The sequence below is a fragment of the Enterococcus sp. AZ120 genome, assembly GCF_050546165.1.
GTDB classification, from domain to species: Bacteria; Bacillota; Bacilli; order Lactobacillales; family Enterococcaceae; genus Enterococcus; species Enterococcus faecalis.
Window position 1 is genome coordinate 1,345,686 of sequence record NZ_CP172950.1, and the last position, 18,182, is coordinate 1,363,867.

The window sequence follows — 18,182 nt, forward strand, 5'->3', positions numbered from 1 at the left end:
CCTTGTCCTTTCAACGCTATGTTCTGGTAATTTTACAAGTTACAGAAAAGTTTAAAATCTGTTGTAAACCTTCAATCACCGCTTGTAAGGCTGCTTCCACTGAGCTTACGTCACCAGAAATGACTACCGATCCAGAAAAACGATCAATAAAACCGATTTGGATATCTCCGCTTTTAGTCGCAATATCAACAGCGATAATTGCCGCTTCGCTCGGAGTGATTGTCAAAATACCTAGTGCATTGCTGGTGCCTTCTGGCAACCCTAATTTTGTATAAATTTCTTTATTAGGACTAGCAATGATGTGCGCTAACGTTACTTGTTTCCCAGGAACATATTCTTGAATCATTCGTTGTTTTTCTTCCAACCAGACTCGCTCCTTTAATTTAGCAAATAAAAAATCCTCAATAAAAAACGTAAAGGTTCCACTTTCGCTTTCTACTAAGGAGCTTCTTTGCTCTTAAATTTTGAAGCACGCCGTTGTGCTACCCACATTATATGTTATCGATTTCATCCTGTCAATCGCTTATAAGATAGAATTTAAAATTTTTGTCACTTCTGCTGCTGTTGGTTGGACAGGATTTGTTTTGGTGCAGCCATCCATCAATGCGCCTTCAGCTATTTTTTGGATCGCAGCTTGGACCTCTTCTTTTGGTAAACCATAATCACTAAAAGTGGCAGGCATGTTTAATTTTTGACGGAGTTGCTTGATTTGTCGAATAAATTGTTGAACACCAATCCGTGCATTGGTTGTCTGTGTATCATTTAGACAATTTGCTAACTGCGCATAACGTTTAGCTGTTGGTTCGTTGGTGACTTTGCCATTCGCTAAGCCACTGTTATATGCAATGACTTCCGGTAAGAGCATCGCATTCATTCGTCCATGTGGCACATGTAAACGCGCACCGGCCGCATGAGCAATACCGTGATTCAAGCCTAACGAAGTAACATTAAACGCCATCCCTGCCATACATGAAGCTAAATGCATATTTTCACGGGCTTGTTGGTTGCTACCCTCATTAAAGGCTATTTCTAAATTGTCGAATACTAAGCGAACGACTTTTTCGCACAACGCATCTGAAATCGGATTTGCTTCTGTTGAAACATACGCTTCAATAACATGCGTTAAGACGTCCATTCCTGTATCCGCTGTGATTTTTGGTGGCACACTCATCACTAAATTTGTATCTAAAATCGCAATTTCTGGTTGAATTTCATCTGTTACAAGCGGGATTTTGGTGCCAGTTTCAGCAACCGTAATCACTGAAAAATTCGTAACTTCTGAACCAGTTCCACTAGTTGTAGGAACCGCAATAAACTCAGCAATCTGAGTTTGCAAAGTACGTTTGCCAAAAAATTTCATTGCTTTGGCCGCATCAATAGCGGATCCCCCACCTAAAGCTAATATCGTATCTCCTTGAAATGTCGCTAAATGCTTAATTCCCGCAGCAATCTTATCAATTGGTGGATCGGGGATGATATCACTAAAAATTTGCCATTCACTTTTTGTTAAATGCTTTGTCACTTCATTCACAAATCCAGAGTCAACCATGAATGGATCTGTGACAATGAAAACACGTCTATCATGAAGTGTTTCCAAATTGGCTAATGCGCCTTCTCCTACCCATAGTTCGGTAGGGAAATGAATTGTTTTCATCTCAATTCCTCCTTAATAAAATACAAAAAGACACTTCAAACAAACGAAAAATCATCTGTCTGAAGCGTCTTTGCTTCCTTATGTATACGCCATTGTACACGAAACCTTATCCATAGAGTACAACGCCTTTAATTAATTGTCAATAAAAAAAGGGAATATAGCAGTACGTCATTGTACCTGAAATCTCCTTCAACATTGAAAGACCAGCCCAAAATTCCCAAAAGCACTTCCTCGTGCCATTAATTGGATTAATACAAATATCTTGGGCTGGATTTTCAACACAAGCGTTGTTAAGAAACATCCTGTTTTGCCTCGAAACAGCATGCCCAATAATGAAAAAATGAAAAGACCTGACTTAAAAGCAACCTTGCTTCTTCACAGTGGCGGGACCGTGCCAGATTCTCACTGGCTTCCATTCATATTTTTCATAAAATATTCGTTTAATCTATCTGAAATTTACCATAAGTTTTTTAGAAAAGCAACTGTTTACAATCCATCTTCTTTAATTTTATGGAAAACCATTTCGCTTCGTTCATAAAAAACATCAGGTCGTTGTGCTTGAACATTTAAATAGCGAGCCAACGCATAAAAATAATCTGATAAACGATTGGTAAAAATTAATACCTCTTCGTTAATTTTGGCTGTCCAATTTAAACGAACAATGATGCGTTCTGCGCGCCGTGCAATCGTCCGAGCCACATGAACCATACTGGCTGCTGGGGTTCCGCCAGGTAAAATAAAACGATCAATATCTGGTGATTGTGCAGTGTAGAAATCAATCCGCTGTTCTAGCCAATGCACACTTTCCTTTTGTAATTTAAATGGTCGTTGTGCTTCAATCGGTGTTGACAAATCTGTTCCCGCATCAAAAAGTAAATGTTGTAAAGCTTCTAGTTCTTCTTTAATTTCTTGATTTTCTTGTGGAAGTTGGCTGATAATATAGCCCACCCAAGAATTCAATTCATCAATCGTTCCATAACTTTCAACTCGATCAGAATCCTTAGCGACGGTTGAGCTGCCGACTAATTTCGTCATTCCCTTATCGCCAGTTTTTGTATAAATTTTCATTCTGCTTCATCCTCCTCTAAATAATCTACTAATTCTTGCAAGCCAATTTTTTCAACAGAAGAAATTTCAAAAATTCTTGTTGCACCCGCACTTTTTAATTGTTGCCGAACAATCTCTAACTGCTGAGAATCTTGTGCTAAATCAATCTTGGTTAAAATACCAATGATTTCTTTCGGGAAAATACTACCAAATCCTGGTGAAAAAACTTGTTGTGTTTCTACAGCACTTTGAACCAAACCAATCACATCTGCTTCTGCCGCTGTGACGTTTAATGCATTATAATATTGTCGATGCAAAATAAACTCGCCCGGTGTATCAATCATTTCTGTATGAAATTCCACCGCCTGTGTTTTATCATAAATTAATTCTTTGCCTTGCAGAGCTTGACATAACGTGGTTTTGCCACAACCGATAGCTCCCATTAAAATGATTCGTTTCATCGCTACCTCCATAAAAAAGGAGCCCAAAGCAAGTACCATCACGTACTTAGTCTTGGGCTCCTTTGCCGATTTGTTAAAACACGCCATTGTGTTTCTGATTCTTTGCCTTTATCTTACCTGTTTCCAAAAAACTTGTCAAAATTATTGAATAGTTTCCCAAACTTTATGTTGTTTCTGAAAATAGGAGACAATATCTGTTTCAAAAATTGTTTGTAAAAATTCTTTGGAAGCCAACGTTTGAAAATCACCTTGCGCGGCCACTTTCCCTTGCTTCATAAACACAATTTTTTCACTTAGCGTTAACGCTAAACGGATATCATGAAACACCCCGATTAACGTTTTCCCTTCTTGCGCACTCCACTCATTTAACTGCTGAATCAATTCTTGTTGATACCGAATATCCAAATGATTATTGGGTTCATCCAATAAAATAATTTCTGGATCTTGTACAAATAATTTAGCCAAAAATACTCGTTGTTGTTGTCCTCCTGAAAGCTGATTGACAACTTTATCTTTTAAAGGCAATAAACCCGTGCGTTCTAAATAATAAAGGACTCGTTCTTTTTCTTGTTTAGAAACAATAGGTAAAAAACGTTGTGCTTGTTGTCGATACGCCCCCATCAAAACTGTTTCGTAAACCGTATAATCAAAAGCAACTGTCGTGAATTGACTCATCATCGCTACTTTCGTTGCCAATTCCTTCCGCTTTTGTCCATGAACTTCTTGACCATCAATTAAAACAGAACCACTATAAGGGACAAGTCCGGCAATCGTTTTTAAAAGTGTCGTTTTACCGCAACCATTTGGACCTAAAATACAAGTTTTACTACCTGTCGGAAAAACGAGGGAAATATCTTTTAAAATGGGGGTTTGTTGGAGCGTTACAGCTGTTTTTTTTAATTCAATCATGCAGCAACGCCCCTTTTTTTAAAGTAAATATACAAGAAGAATGGCGCTCCAATCAAGGCTGTTACGGCCCCGATGGGAATTTCTCTTGGTGATAAAATCGTGCGGGCAATTGTGTCCCCTAGTACCATGATGGTCCCACCTAAGATTGCTGAACCGGGAATCAGCCAGCGATGAGTCGCCCCTAAATAGCGACGGACAATATGTGGTGCTATTAAATCAACAAAACCAATCACACCGACAAATGAAACCGCACTTCCTGCCAATAAACTAGCCAAAAGAATAATGCGTAGTTTTGCTGTTTTGACTTCTACTCCCGCTAACATCGCATGTTCTTCTCCTAAACCGAGAACATCCAATGCGTTGGCATCAAACCAAAGAAACAGACTGCTGACAAGCAAGATTGGACAATAAATAGCAATTTTTTGCCAATTACTGCCAGAAAAACTACCCATTTGCCAAAAGACTAATTGTTTCAAATAATCTTGGAAAAGTGCTGTAATCAACGTCAAAATAGCACCGACAAACAAGGTCATAATCATTCCTACTAAAACAACTGTTTGATTGGACATTTGACTATCCATTGTTTGCGTAAATAACAAAACTAAAAAGACCGTTGCTAAGCCAAAGATAAAACCAGTTAAAGGCAATAAAAATGCCCCTAAGATCGAAGCAGTTACTCCAGTTACCATGATTAACGCAGCGCCTAAGGATGCTCCCGCTGATACGCCCAAAGTATACGAAGAAGCTAAAGGATTACCTAAGAGCGATTGCATCACCGTGCCACTTACTGCTAAGCCTGCGCCCACGAGATAGGCCATCACGACACGCGGTAACCGAACATTCCAGATGATTCCCTCTAAAATCCCGTCTTCTGAAACCGTCTTTTTCACTAAAATTTGAAGCAAATCCGTTAACGAAATCTGAACACTTCCAATTTTAATACCCAAAAAGAGCATGCTCATACTGATCAAGAGCATCAGTATGAGACACGTTTTTTTACTCATCTTTTAAATCCTTGTATTCCTCTGGATAAACAGCTTTTGCCATTTGTTTTAATGCTTTGGTAATGTGGTTATTTGGTAAAGAGCTAGACATGTTATCAATTTCGAAAACTTCTTTGTTTTGAACTGCTGGAACGCTTTCCCAGTTTTTACGAGCTAAAATTTCTTTGGCGGGATCTTTCATATAGTTAACATTGGTTAAAATGACTTCTGGTTTTGCAGCAATGGCCGCTTCTTCTGTCACTGGTAACCAGCCTTTTTCATTTGCCAAAACATTTTTTGCCCCAATTGTTTCAATCATTTCATTTAAAAATGTCCCATTACCAAAACTATAAATGTCTGGTAAGGCAGCCACTTCAAACAAAACAGTTTTTGGTTTTTTAATAGTTTTCCCAATTTTGGCTACTTCGTCGATTTCTTGATCCATTGTTTGGATTAACTTTTGTCCTTTTTCATGTTCGGATAAGCTATCCGCAATGAATTGGACGTCTTCTTTGATTGCTTTGATGCTTGTACTAGTGGGGATATTAACGACTGTAATTCCAGCATCTTCCACTTGTTTCCAAACACTTTCTGAGCTAGCTAAATTGATGTCATTCACATAAACAATTTGTGGTTTCAAGGCAATCAATTTTTCGGCATCGACAGCCATCATATCCATTTGTGGTAATTTTTTTAAATCAGTCATCATTGTACTACTTTGAGTATCAACTGCGATTAATTGGTCGGTTTTACCTAAGTCTTCAATCACTTCTGTTGTTGATGGTACTAGGGAAATAATTTTGGTTGCTTCTTTGGGTAAAGTAATTTCTTTGCCGCTACGGTCTTTGGTTGGTAACGTTACTTCTGTTTTTTCAGAAGAGGTAGTTGCTTTCTTTTCCTGTTTGCCACACCCTGCTAAGCCAAGTGTTGCTACTAAACCTAAAGTCATCATTGTTAAAGTAAATTTTTTCATTTTTTCATCCTCGCATTCGTCTATTTTATTTTGGGGAAAATTTTCTGAAATGAACCTCCTTTGTCTCAACGTCAAAACAATACAAAAAAACCACTTTTTTCTCCAATAGAAAAAAAGCAGTCACTTAACTATGCTAATGATATACTCAGCCAGTTATCTTCAAAGCCCCTTCTTTTTCCTACAAAAGAATGATTAGACTTATCAAGCCGGTATCCTGACTTAGCTTCTTCTTACTCCCAATCCTTCCAGAATAATCTGTGGTCTTATTGGTTTCATCCACCATACAGTAGGTAGGTCTGTAGAGGATTCGCACCTCTTTCCCTGACACTTCATAAGTACATATATATTGTATCTTCGTTGATAACTAATTTTCAAACCAGTGATTAGACGTCTTTGTCTAATGACACACATTTATTATAACGGTTATCAACCATTTGTCAACGCTTCCTCAAGCAAAAGAAAAACTTTTCTTGTTTTAGTTATTAGACGTTGTTCCGTTTTTCTATTCATGATAAAATAAATCCTAGTTTGAATAAGAAAGAGGTTAACTTGATGAAAATCGTCATTTTGTTACTTGTTGCCTATTTATTAGGTTCGATTCCCTCAGGTGTTTGGATTGGTAAACTTTTCTTTAAAAAAGATATACGCCAATTTGGGAGTGGGAATACAGGAACAACCAATACATTTCGTGTCTTAGGGAAACCTGCCGGAATTACGGTATTATTAATGGATATCTTGAAAGGAACGTTAGCCACTTCATTACCCTATTTGTTTGGTTTACAAGGCGTGAATCCGCTCTTCTTTGGGGTAGCAGCTGTTTTAGGGCATACCTTCCCTATTTTTGCCAATTTCAAAGGTGGTAAAGCCGTAGCCACTAGCGCTGGCATGTTATTAGCATACAGCCCCACATTTTTTATTTATTCTGCTCTTATTTTTGTGATTTGTCTGTATCTAACCAGTATGGTGAGTTTAACAAGTATGATTAGCGCTGTACTAATTACACTTTCTACTATTATTTTGCCTTTCACTGTCCCAGCTATTTTACCAACATTTAACTGGTTATTAACCGTGATTGCGATTGCTTTGACTACTTTTATCTTTGTCCGTCATCGTGAAAACATTCAGCGAATTAAAAATGGAACAGAAAGTCGCCTCTCTTTTGGCTTACGTGCAAAAAAATAAAGAAAAAGGCTGTGAACAAATAATGTTCACAGCCTTTTTCTTTATTTTACACTAATCATATACTGTGTTTTAAATAGTTCGTTAGCTGGTAACTTATTGATGCCAAATTTTTCAGCAAGTTGGCCAGTTGCGTCGACAGCATCAGCAATCCCGCACCAAGGTTCGATACAGACAAAAGGCGCTTCTTTCGGTGTCGGTGACCAAATCCCCACAAAAGGCATTTCTGGATAACTCAAAGTGACTTGATGGTCACTTTCGTCTGTGGCAATCGTAATTGCTGTTTGACCTTTTGTTTCAAAAATCATTGCATCATTTTCAAATAATTGATGCGTTAAGTCAAAGCTGGTATTCGTTTGGGCTAGCGTTTTATTCGCTAAATCAATAAACGGGCCTGCTAAGGGAATTTGTGTCCGTGATTTTTTAGGTGAAAAACTTAGATAATAATCTTCAAACGTTAGTGAAGATTCTAAAGGTACATTAAAGGCTGGATGACCACCAATCCCAAAATACATCTCTTCTTTCCCTGTATTTTCTACTTGGTAGTTTACAGTCAATTCTTGGTGTTCTAATGTATAAGTAATCACTAGTTCAAAATCAAAAGGATACTTCTTCTTGATTTCTTTTGTTGATTTTAGTGAAAAAGAAACTTCTTCTCCACCTTTTTCAATCACATCAAATACTTGATCACGAGCAAAACCATGTTGAGTTAAATGATACGCTTGATTTTGGTACATATACGTATCTTCTTTTAGACGACCGACAATCGGAAAAAGTACGGGCGCATGGCGGGCCCAAAATTCAGGATTTCCTTGCCAAATATATTCAATGCCGGTTTCTTTTGATTGTAAACTTACTAATTCTGCTCCTTCTTCAGCAAATGTTGCGATTAGAAATTCATTTTCAATTTGTACAGTCATTGCGTTGTCCTCCTAGTTGATACGAGCAATTGCTTATTTTTCCAACTCTTTAATAAATTGTTGATTTAATACTTTTAAATAAGTCCCTTTCATACCAAGAGAACGTGATTCAATAATTCCAGCTGATTCTAATTTTCTTAAGGCATTCACAATTACGGAACGAGTAATGCCTATTTCGTCTGCAATACTTGAAGCAGTTAAACGACCTTCTTCGCCATCTAAGGCTTCAAAAATGGCATGGACGGCTTTTAATTCACTATAGGAAAGAGTGTTGATGGCCATTTGCACGGCAGTCGCACTGCGAACTTCTGCTTCAATTGTTCTGGATTGATGATACAAAATTTGCATGCCGACAACGGTCGCACTATATTCAGCTAACACTAAATCATCCTCGTTAAAGGATTTTTCAACACGCGCTAAAATAATCGTACCCAAGCGTTTGCCAGCACCGTACAAAGGCACAATAGTGGTTAGACCAAACGGATACAGCTCTCGTGATTCAAAAGGAAATGCAGTTAAATCACTATCTATTGGAATATTGGCTTCGGTTACTTTGAGCATATCCACGGCCTCGGTGTATCCTTGAGGAAATTTTTTCTCTTTAAACATATTTTTGATACGGGCATTATTAACATCTAATTTTTCAGTATACCCCAACAAATCCCCTGAACTGCTAATAATATACGCATTACTTTCTAAAATATCCCCTAAAATCATTGCCATTTTGTTGTACGGAAGTTCTGCTTGTACGTCAAACAGATTGTTTTTTTGCAAAAGCTCGTTCACTTGACGTGTTTTTTCTAATAATGTAGCCATCTTTTCTCCTCCAGCCTTTTTTATAAGATGTAACGACTTAAATCTTCATTTTGAACAATGTCATTCAATTTTTCATTGACATATGCTTCGGTAATCGTAATTTCACCCATTTGCATATCTGGTGCTTCATATAATAAATCTTCTAATAAACGCTCTAAAATTGTGTGTAAACGACGCGCCCCAATATTATCTGTATCACGGTTTACATCATAAGCGATGTGTGCTAACCGTTCAATTGCTTCTTTGGTAAAGATGACTGAAACATTTTCTGTGCCGATTAATGCTACATATTGTTTAATTAAAGCATTGTTTGGCTCAGTTAAGATACTTACGAAGTCATCCGCCGTTAAATCATCTAATTCAACTCGAATTGGGAAGCGGCCTTGTAATTCTGGAATCAAGTCACTTGGTTTTGACAAGTGGAAAGCACCTGAAGCGATAAATAAAATGTGATCCGTTTGTAAAGGACCATACTTCGTGTTAACTTGGGAGCCTTCAACAATCGGCAAAATGTCTCTTTGTACTCCTTCACGAGAGACTTCGCCCGAATTTTGTTGACTTTTAGAGGTGATTTTATCAATCTCATCGATAAAAATAATTCCGCTTGATTCAGCTAAACGAATCGCTTCACTATGAATATCAGCGTCATTGACAATTTTTGCTGATTCTTCTTTCACTAATAATTCTTGTGCTTCTTTCACCGTTACAGTACGTTCGATTTTTTTCTTTGGTGACAGAGCGCCTAACGTTTCATTTAAGTCGATACCCATTTGTTCTAGGCCATTGTTCATAGCTGGCATCGTTTTCTTCGGTTCTTCAATTTCAATTGTTACTTCACGATTATCTAATAGACCTTTTTCCAGCTGTTCCAAAATTGTTCGGCGATTCGTTCGAATATCTTCCGTTACTTCTTCTTGTGCTTCTTGCTGTTGCTGAGCCATGTTAAACATGTTCATCATTTGTTCAAATTGATTACCGCCAGCCTGTTTTTGTTCTTTTTTAATTCCAGGCACTAATACTTTGACTAAACGTTGATTGGCCTTTTTTAATGCTTGCGCATACACGCGACTGTATTGTTGTTTTTCAACAATTTGGATCGCATTTTCTACTAAATCCCGCACCATTGATTCGACATCCCGACCAACATAGCCTACTTCTGTAAATTTGGTTGCTTCAACTTTTACAAAAGGCGCATTGACAATTTTTGCGAGACGACGAGCAATCTCAGTTTTACCAACACCTGTTGGTCCAATCATTAGTAAGTTTTTAGGCGTAATATCTTGTTGCATATTTTCTTCTAATTGCAAGCGACGATAGCGGTTACGTAAAGCTACCGCCACTGATTTTTTGGCAGCTTGCTGTCCAACAATATATTGATCTAGTTCTTTGACTATTTCTTTTGGTGTTTTGTTTAATTCATTCATGGATTTTCCCTCGCTTATAATTCTTCTACAATGATATTATGATTCGTAAATACACAGATATCTGCAGCAATATTTAAGGCATTTTTAGCAATCTCTTTCGCTGGCATTTCTTTATCGCCAAAGTTTTTCATGGCTCTTGCAGCGGACAAAGCAAAATTACCGCCTGAACCAATTGCTAAAATACCATCGTCTGGTGTGATGACTTCCCCAGTTCCTGAAACTAAGAGCATTTCTTCCTTATTCATCACAATCAGCATAGCTTCTAATTTTTGCATAGACTGTTGTGTACGCCACTCTTGGGCTAACTCAACCGCAGCTCTCGTTAAGTTTCCGTTGTATTCATTTAATTTTCCTTCAAACTTTTCTTCTAATGTAAAGGCATCTGCCACACTCCCTGCAAAACCGACAACGACTTCATCATTGTAAATACGGCGCACTTTTTTGGCCGTACCTTTCATAACGACAGATTCGCCCATTGTTACTTGGCCGTCACCAGCCATTGCAAATTTTCCATCTTTTTCGACTGCACAAATTGTTGTAGAGTGAAATTGTGATTCAACCATTATTGTTCCTCCTAGACGTTTACCTCCATTATGCACGAGGATGAAACGTTCGATAATTTTTTTGTAAACTTTCTTTTGTCACATGCGCATATATCTGAGTTGTGGATAAATTAGCATGTCCTAATAATTCTTGAACTGTCCGCATATCGGCGCCATTATTTAATAAGTGTGTCGCAAATGTATGGCGTAACATGTGGGGATGAATTTCCGCATTTAATGAACTTTTTTTAATTAGTTGGTTTAAGACATATTCAATCCCTGTTGGCGTGATTTGTTCACCATGATGATTAACAAAGACATATGGATGTTTTTTTTGATATTTTGTCATTAATAGCGCGCGGCTATTCTCTAAGTAATCCTTTAAGGCGTCTTGTGCAAATGAACCAAAAGGCACATAGCGATCTTTATTTCCTTTTCCGTGAACCAATAAAACAGAAGCTTGAAAGTCAACTGCGTCCACCGTTAAGTTCGCACATTCACTGACCCGAATACCAGTCCCATACAGAACTTCTAGCAACGCTTGATTTCTCAAATCAAGCGGTTGCTCCCCTTGTGCGCTCTCAAATAATGCATCCATTTCTTTTTCATAAAAAAAACGGGGCAACCGTAACTGTTTCTTTTTCATATGAACATAGGAAAAAGGATTCTCTTGGATTGCTTCATTTTTTAATAAGAATTGATAAAAAGAACGCAAACTGGCAATTTTTCGACTAATCGAATTGCGGCTATATTCCTGATCGTATAATTCGCTCAAATAAGCCCGAACATCCAAATGTTCCACAGTCAAATAATTGTCATTACCTGAAGTCTTTAAAAACGAAAAAAAATGTTGTATATCTTCTTGATATGCTTTTTTTGTTTTTTCTGAATAGCCTCTTTCGACAATAAGATAACGAGCAAATAACTCAGGCCAATTCTTTTCTTCCATGTGATAGCCCTCCTCATTCGATTACAAAGTAACTTTAGCATAACCTTTTTCAAAAGACAATTAAGTTGTCAGAATTTAATCAATATTTCTAAATATGTTCACAATTTTAACTATTCTTTAGCTTTTGTTATTTTTTTCTAAAAATTAAAAGACTGAGTATCATCGCATTTCTTAGCAATGATGCTCGGTCTTTTCTCATATTTTTTCTAATTTAGTCTAAAGATTGGATAACTTGAGCTTGGATATCTAAGGCCCGATTAGCAATTGCTTCATAGCGTTCTTTTTTGTCACGAATTCGTTCAGGTAACTCTGGGAAAAGCCCAAAGTTTGCATTCATTGGTTGGAAATGTTTGCCTTCTGCATGTGTAATATAATAAGCCATACTTCCTAAAGTCGTTTCGCGAGGGAATTCAATCGGCTCTTCCCCTTTGGCAAGACGAGCTGCGTTAATACCTGCAAGTAAACCACTTGCCGCGCTTTCAACATATCCTTCAACACCAGTCATTTGTCCAGCAAAAAACAGATCGTCACGTTTTTTTGATTGGTAGGTTGGTTTTAGCAACTCTGGAGAATTCATAAAACTATTACGATGCATGACGCCATAGCGAACAAATTCAGCATTTTCTAATCCCGGAATCATACGGAATACTCGTTTTTGTTCGCCCCATTTTAAATGCGTTTGGAAACCAACAATATTGTATAAAGAAGCTGCAGCATTGTCTTGACGTAATTGAATTACAGCATAAGGGCGTTTACCTGTTTTAGGGTCTTCTAGTCCGACAGGTTTCATTGGGCCAAACAACATGGTTTTAATGCCACGTTGCGCCATTACTTCGATGGGCATACAGCCTTCGAAAAACTTCTCTTTTTCAAACGTGCGTAAAGGAACCACTTCTGCATTGACTAGCGCTTCATGAAAAGCATTGAACTCTTCTTCAGTCATCGGACAATTTAAGTAAGCCGCTTCCCCCTTGTTATAACGAGATTTTAAATAAACTTTATCCATGTCAATTGTTGATTTATCAATAATTGGTGCTGCTGCATCGTAAAAATAAAAGCCTTCAGAACCATTAAATTCTTGAATTTTTTGAGATAAGCTTTCAGAGGTTAAAGGACCCGTTGCAATAATTACAATCCCTTCCGGAATATCGGTGATCTCTTCATTTTTGATTGTAATTAATGGATGACTTTTAATTTTTTCAGTGATTGTTTCAGAAAAAGAATCACGGTCAACTGCTAAGGCGCCGCCAGCTGGTACAGCGGTTTGATCTGCACTACCAATAATGATTGAATTTAAACGGCGCATTTCTTCTTTTAAAACACCTACCGCATTGGTTAAACTATTTCCACGTAATGAATTAGAACAAACTAACTCTGCAAAATTTTCTGTTTGATGCGCTGGTGTCTTTTTGACAGGGCGCATTTCATATAAATCAACTGGTACGCCAGCATTGGCCACTTGCCATGCCGCTTCACTTCCGGCTAAACCGGCACCAATAATTGTGACTTTTTTTGTCATGTATAAAAATTCCTTTCTATGTCAAGAAGTTAAGAGCTGTCTCTTACAAACTCAATTCATTTTACTAAAAGAGAAGACCGAAGTAAATTCTTCGGTCTCAATTTTTCTTATTTTTGGACGTTTTCTTCATAATCGCCATTGATACAAACGACTTGTTTGCCGCCTTTAACTTTTTTCTCTACTAAATATTGCCCACATTTTGGACATGGTCGGCCTACTGGTTTGTCCCAAGAAGTGAAGTCACACTCTGGGTACCGACTACAGCCATAGAAAATTCGATTTTTCTTTGATTTGCGTTCGATAACTTGTCCTTCGTGACACACAGGACACGTCACGCCAATTTCTTTAACGATCGCTTTTGTATTCCGACAATCTGGGAAATTACTACATGCATAAAATTTCCCGTAGCGACCCAGTTTAATCACCATTGGATGTCCACATAGTTCGCAGTCAAAACCTGCTGGTTCATCTTTAATTTGGATTTTTTCAATCTTTTCTTCGGCATTTGTTAATTCTTTTTCGAAGGGCTTGTAGAAGCGATCGACAACTTCAACCCATTTTTCTTGGCCTTCACCGACTTTATCTAGGTCCGTTTCCATTGTCGCTGTAAAATGTGTATCGACAATTTGTGGGAAAAACTCTGAAACTAGAGAATTCACAATTTCACCTAATTCCGTTGGTTCAAACCGTTTATTGGTTAGCTTCACGTAATAACGCCGTTGAATGGTTTCTAATGTTGGCGCATACGTTGATGGTCGGCCCACACCATTTTCTTCTAAAGTCCGGATTAACGTGGCTTCACTAAAACGAGCCGGTGGTTGAGTAAAGTGTTGTTTCGGTTCGATATCGACCGATTTAACAACGTCACCTTCCACTAATTCAGGTAAAATATTTTCCTTGTCTTCTTTACCATCATCGCGTCCTTCAACATATACTTGCATAAACCCTTTAAATTTCACTTTGGAGCCATTGGCAATAAACGTTACGCCGTTTTGTTGAAGCGTGACCTTCATGGTATCTAAAATCGCTGGTGTCATTTGACTAGCAACAAAGCGCGACCAAATAAGAGTATATAATTTTAATTGATCTTTATCTAAATACTTCTTCATTTCATCAGGTGTTCTTAAAACGCTTGACGGACGAACCGCTTCATGGGCATCTTGTGCACCTTGCGTATTTTTTGCTTTGCGGCCGCCATGTGCTGAGAACTCATCTCCGTAGGTCTTTTCAATGAATTCAGCAGCTTCTGCTTTGGCGGAATCGGCAATTCTGGTTGAGTCTGTACGCATGTAGGTAATCAGCCCCACAGTGCCTTGTTTCCCTAAAGCAATTCCCTCATACAATTGTTGCGCAACCATCATGGTTTTACGGGTACGGAAATTTAATTTACGTGCCGCTTCTTGTTGTAAACTACTGGTTGTAAAAGGTAATGCAGGATTACGTTTCCGTTCTTTTTTCTCAACTTTTGTAACATCGTAATCTTTACCGTCAATTCGAGAAGTGATTTCTTTCACCGCTTCTGCATTTGGTAATTTTTTCTTTTTACCATCTACGCCCCAGAAATTTGCTTTGAATTTCTTGCGACCTTTTTGGAAATTCCCATCAATGCTCCAATATTCTTCAGGTTTAAATTCTCGAATTTCATTTTCTCGATCAATAATCATTTTTAAAGCAACAGATTGCACACGACCAGCACTCAAACCTTTTTTGACTTTACGCCATAAAATAGGACTAATCGAGTATCCAACTAAACGGTCTAAAATGCGCCGTGCTTGTTGTGCATCAACTAAATCAACGTTGATGGTTCTAGGTTCTTTAAATGCCGCTTTTACCGCTTCTTTAGTGATCTCATTGAATACCACACGGTTTTTATCTTTTAAATCAAGGCCAAGAAGATAAGCTAAATGCCAAGCAATTGCTTCACCTTCTCGGTCCGGATCGGCTGCGAGATAGACTTTTTCAGCTTTTTTTGCAGCCGCTTTTAAACTTTTGATGACATCGCCTTTTCCGCGAATCGAAATATAATGAGGTTCATAATTATTTTCAATATCAATCCCCATTTTACTTTTTGGTAAATCGCGAATGTGACCAACACTGGCAACCACCTTGTAGTTTCTTCCTAGATATTTTTCAATTGTTTTGGCTTTGGCAGGTGATTCTACAATCACGAGATACTTATAGGCCATTCAATTAGCTCCTTTCGCGTTCGCTTTCCTACTATATAATATATGTAAAAAACGCACAAATCGTAATACATCATATGCTATATAGAATAGGTTTGTCAAGACTAGGCTTTCTAACATTTCTGTCATTTCTGTTTGACTGTCCGAATTTATAAATAAAAAATGCCTATGATTTATAGATTTTATCCTAAAGCATTAAAATACCTATAACATTCCAAACAAAATGAGTCAAGACAGCAGCTTCAAAGCGACCCGTGCGTAGATAGACCCAACTTAAAGCTAAACCCATGCCCCAATAAATAACAAAACTACCTATATCTGTCGGCGTGTGCACAAGTGCAAATAAAATAGAAGAAACGAGTATGCCTATTTTTGAAGCTGGCTTGAAAAACGCTTGAATCCCGACACGAAAAATTCCCTCTTCGAAAATTGGCCCAATCACACCTGCAAAAATAAGTATAAGCCCTTTAGGAATAGATTGGACAATTTCTTCAACACTTTGTTGGTTAGAGGTCGTCTCTAATCCTTCCAGACGTAATAAGAAATCACCAAATATTCCCACACAAAAGATTATCACCAAACCTAACAAGACCACTGGCAAGGTTTCTTTGATTCCTAAAAAAGTCCAAGTTATGAGCTTTTTCTTTTTCAAAAAAGCAACAAATAGATAGACGAAATAGGCACCAAGTCCAACAGCCACTAATCCACTAACAAAGCGAAACCAAAAATTTTCTGTAGAAAATTGAACAACTGAGACCATCATCAAAGGAATTTGATCCAAAATCAAAAAGCCCAGTAGCTGCATACCAAACAACCATCTTTTTCTAACAACCGTTTCCATTTAGACACTCCTAACTACCAACCAAAAGATTAAAATCTGATTAAATAGTACCGAAGTGAACGTAGGTTGTCAATTCACAATTAGTAAAAGTCACAATTCTTCACAAATATCATCAATTGTCTGAACACATTTAGCGCCGTCCTGAATTAATTCATGGCAGCCTGTTGAAAAAGACTGGAAAATACTTCCCGGTACGGCAAATACCTCGCGCCCGTAATCCATCGCCGCTTGTGCAGTAATTAAAGATCCACTATTCTTACGAGCTTCCATCACGCAGACCCCTAAAGATAATCCAGCAATAATGCGATTACGTGCAGGAAAATGATATTTTTTCGGCCCACTCCCATTCACATATTCTGTTAAAACAAGCTGATTCTGCTTCATAGTTTGCTGTAATTCTTTCTTTTCATACGGATAATATACATCTAATCCAGTGCCTAAAATTCCAATTGTCTGACCCCCGTTCTGGATGGCCATCTCATGGCTACGACTATCAATGCCTTTGGCAAGACCACTGACGATTGTGAATCCTTCTTTGACTATTTTAGGAACCAGAGCTTCAGTCACTCTTAACCCATACGAAGTGGCATAGCGAGCGCCGACGATGCCAATTTTCCTTCTACTTAACAATTGTAAATTTCCTCTATAAAAAAGAATTGCTGGTGGATTATAAATTTCTCGTAATAATTTAGGATAGACGGCATCTAAAATTGTCATAAATTGGTGTTGGCATTGTCGTATATATAACGCTTCACTATGAATCGTATGGTGTAACCAAGATTGTTCAAATAATTCACGATATTTCTTGATTTCAGCAATTCTAATAATTTCTGTACTGGAAAAATCAACACGCTTTTGTGCGATAGCTTCTTGTAACACTTTTAAGATACCTAAATTGCCAATTCCTTGGCATACCGCTAATTTAAATAATAATTGTCGTTGTAAAATTTCCAACAAAAAACACCTCTTTCACATCTTCTTAAAATAAGAATACGTAAAAAAAGTGTTTTATTTTTAAATCATATCTTTTATTGGCGCAAACGTACGTCGATGAATGGGTGTTACACCGTATTTTTCTAACCCGAGAAGATGTTCTTTTGTTCCATAGCCTGCATTGTTTTTAAATCCATATCCAGGATATAATTCATCATATTCTTCCATTAATCGATCTCTTGTTACTTTTGCAATAATACTGGCTGCTGCAATCGAAATGGAGCGTGCATCCCCTTTAATCAAACTTTCTTGTGGTTGGGGAACGTCTAACTGCATTGCATCAATTAATAAATAATCTGGTGCAAAAGCTAAATCGTCAATTGCCATTTTCATCGCTTGTTTAGTTGCTTGATAAATATTAATTTGATCAATGACTCCTTGATCAGCGATACCTAACCCGATAGCGACAGCCTGTTCTTGAATCTGGTTATATAACGTTTCCCGTTTTTTAGCAGATAGTTTTTTTGAATCATTTAAGCCTAATAATTGACAATCTTTCGGCAAAATAACTGCAGCTGTCACAACAGGACCAGCTAATGGTCCGCGGCCTACTTCATCAATTCCCGCAATTAAACGATGGCCTTTTTTATAGGCCGCTTCCTCAAATTGACTCATTTCTTTAAAAAGTTGCCACTCTTTTTCTTTGGCTAACTGGCGACGTTCCCACTGTTTGATCGCTTGTTGCACTCCTGAACGTTCATCTTCTCGCCAGCTTGCTAATCGTTCATCGGTTGCATCAGTGACAGTTAACAGCGCTTCTTTGATTGCCTGAATCGACTCTTTTGCCAT

At 37.8% G+C, this 18,182-nt stretch carries 18 protein-coding genes and 2 riboswitches; of the genes, 1 reads left to right on the forward strand and 17 read right to left on the reverse strand.

All coding sequences use genetic code 11. The annotated features are described in order from the left end of the window. Positions 1–16: 16 nt before the first annotated feature. The 7 genes from eutS to IGJ46_RS06515 all read right to left on the reverse strand — a co-directional run bounded on the left by eutS (position 17) and on the right by IGJ46_RS06515 (position 6,096). A complete protein-coding gene (gene eutS / locus IGJ46_RS06485; RefSeq protein WP_002345864.1) occupies positions 17–364 on the reverse strand; it encodes an ethanolamine utilization microcompartment protein EutS in 348 nt (115 codons plus the stop codon). A 159-nt stretch (positions 365–523) separates the two neighbouring features. Continuing rightward, complete coding sequence (locus tag IGJ46_RS06490; RefSeq protein ID WP_218391076.1) at positions 524–1,654, reverse strand: 1-propanol dehydrogenase PduQ; 1,131 nt, start codon at positions 1,652–1,654, stop codon at positions 524–526. 292 nt (positions 1,655–1,946) lie between these two features. Then, positions 1,947–2,096: riboswitch (adenosylcobalamin (AdoCbl) riboswitch) on the reverse strand. Between the two features lie 44 nt (positions 2,097–2,140). After that, on the reverse strand, positions 2,141–2,722 hold the full coding sequence (locus tag IGJ46_RS06495; RefSeq protein ID WP_002371113.1) for a cob(I)yrinic acid a,c-diamide adenosyltransferase: 582 nt from the start codon (positions 2,720–2,722) through the stop codon (positions 2,141–2,143). Next, positions 2,719–3,162, reverse strand: a complete 444-nt coding sequence (locus IGJ46_RS06500) for a EutP/PduV family microcompartment system protein (protein ID WP_002363995.1) — start codon at positions 3,160–3,162, stop codon at positions 2,719–2,721. Before IGJ46_RS06500 ends, IGJ46_RS06495 begins: the two co-directional genes overlap by 4 nt. Positions 3,163–3,303: 141 nt before the next feature. Then, positions 3,304–4,071 carry an ABC transporter ATP-binding protein gene (locus IGJ46_RS06505; RefSeq protein WP_002357498.1) on the reverse strand — a complete coding sequence of 256 codons (768 nt, stop codon included), beginning with the start codon at positions 4,069–4,071 and terminating at the stop codon, positions 3,304–3,306. Further along, positions 4,068–5,075 (reverse strand): FecCD family ABC transporter permease, encoded by a 1,008-nt coding sequence (locus IGJ46_RS06510; protein ID WP_002360246.1) that lies wholly within the window; start codon positions 5,073–5,075, stop codon positions 4,068–4,070. Before IGJ46_RS06510 ends, IGJ46_RS06505 begins: the two co-directional genes overlap by 4 nt. After that, positions 5,068–6,096 (reverse strand): ABC transporter substrate-binding protein, encoded by a 1,029-nt coding sequence (locus IGJ46_RS06515; protein WP_025190076.1) that lies wholly within the window; start codon positions 6,094–6,096, stop codon positions 5,068–5,070. The genes IGJ46_RS06510 and IGJ46_RS06515 overlap by 8 nt, the downstream gene beginning before the upstream one ends. Positions 6,097–6,214: 118 nt before the next feature. After that, a riboswitch (cobalamin riboswitch) is annotated at positions 6,215–6,374 on the reverse strand. 205 nt (positions 6,375–6,579) lie between these two features. Here IGJ46_RS06515 and plsY point away from each other — a divergent pair. Next, on the forward strand, positions 6,580–7,209 hold the full coding sequence (gene plsY, locus IGJ46_RS06520; protein WP_002360243.1) for a glycerol-3-phosphate 1-O-acyltransferase PlsY: 630 nt from the start codon (positions 6,580–6,582) through the stop codon (positions 7,207–7,209). Between the two features lie 41 nt (positions 7,210–7,250). On the opposite strand, the gene IGJ46_RS06525 is transcribed toward plsY, so the two are convergent. The 10 genes from IGJ46_RS06525 to IGJ46_RS06570 all read right to left on the reverse strand — a co-directional run bounded on the left by IGJ46_RS06525 (position 7,251) and on the right by IGJ46_RS06570 (position 18,182). Next, positions 7,251–8,126, reverse strand: coding sequence for an aldose 1-epimerase family protein (locus tag IGJ46_RS06525; protein WP_002361863.1), 876 nt, complete (start codon positions 8,124–8,126; stop codon positions 7,251–7,253). Positions 8,127–8,159: 33 nt separating this feature from the next. After that, complete coding sequence (gene codY / locus IGJ46_RS06530; protein WP_002357492.1) at positions 8,160–8,942, reverse strand: GTP-sensing pleiotropic transcriptional regulator CodY; 783 nt, start codon at positions 8,940–8,942, stop codon at positions 8,160–8,162. Between the two features lie 20 nt (positions 8,943–8,962). Beyond that, the gene (gene hslU, locus IGJ46_RS06535) at positions 8,963–10,366 is read right to left on the reverse strand and encodes an ATP-dependent protease ATPase subunit HslU (RefSeq protein ID WP_002360239.1); all 1,404 of its coding nucleotides are present in this window, start codon (positions 10,364–10,366) and stop codon (positions 8,963–8,965) included. A gap of 14 nt (positions 10,367–10,380) precedes the next feature. Continuing rightward, positions 10,381–10,929 (reverse strand): HslVU peptidase proteolytic subunit, encoded by a 549-nt coding sequence (gene hslV / locus IGJ46_RS06540; RefSeq protein WP_002357489.1) that lies wholly within the window; start codon positions 10,927–10,929, stop codon positions 10,381–10,383. A 28-nt stretch (positions 10,930–10,957) separates the two neighbouring features. Continuing rightward, complete coding sequence (gene xerC, locus IGJ46_RS06545; protein ID WP_002365692.1) at positions 10,958–11,857, reverse strand: tyrosine recombinase XerC; 900 nt, start codon at positions 11,855–11,857, stop codon at positions 10,958–10,960. A 211-nt stretch (positions 11,858–12,068) separates the two neighbouring features. Beyond that, positions 12,069–13,376 carry an FADH(2)-oxidizing methylenetetrahydrofolate--tRNA-(uracil(54)-C(5))-methyltransferase TrmFO gene (gene trmFO / locus IGJ46_RS06550; protein ID WP_113803265.1) on the reverse strand — a complete coding sequence of 436 codons (1,308 nt, stop codon included), beginning with the start codon at positions 13,374–13,376 and terminating at the stop codon, positions 12,069–12,071. Between the two features lie 107 nt (positions 13,377–13,483). Next, a complete protein-coding gene (gene topA / locus IGJ46_RS06555) occupies positions 13,484–15,562 on the reverse strand; it encodes a type I DNA topoisomerase (RefSeq protein WP_002357484.1) in 2,079 nt (692 codons plus the stop codon). A 184-nt stretch (positions 15,563–15,746) separates the two neighbouring features. Beyond that, the gene (locus tag IGJ46_RS06560; protein WP_033599502.1) at positions 15,747–16,400 is read right to left on the reverse strand and encodes a CPBP family intramembrane glutamic endopeptidase; all 654 of its coding nucleotides are present in this window, start codon (positions 16,398–16,400) and stop codon (positions 15,747–15,749) included. A gap of 90 nt (positions 16,401–16,490) precedes the next feature. Next, the gene (gene dprA / locus IGJ46_RS06565; RefSeq protein ID WP_002382350.1) at positions 16,491–17,354 is read right to left on the reverse strand and encodes a DNA-processing protein DprA; all 864 of its coding nucleotides are present in this window, start codon (positions 17,352–17,354) and stop codon (positions 16,491–16,493) included. Positions 17,355–17,414: 60 nt separating this feature from the next. Next, on the reverse strand, positions 17,415–18,182 hold the full coding sequence (locus IGJ46_RS06570) for a ribonuclease HII (protein ID WP_002357481.1): 768 nt from the start codon (positions 18,180–18,182) through the stop codon (positions 17,415–17,417).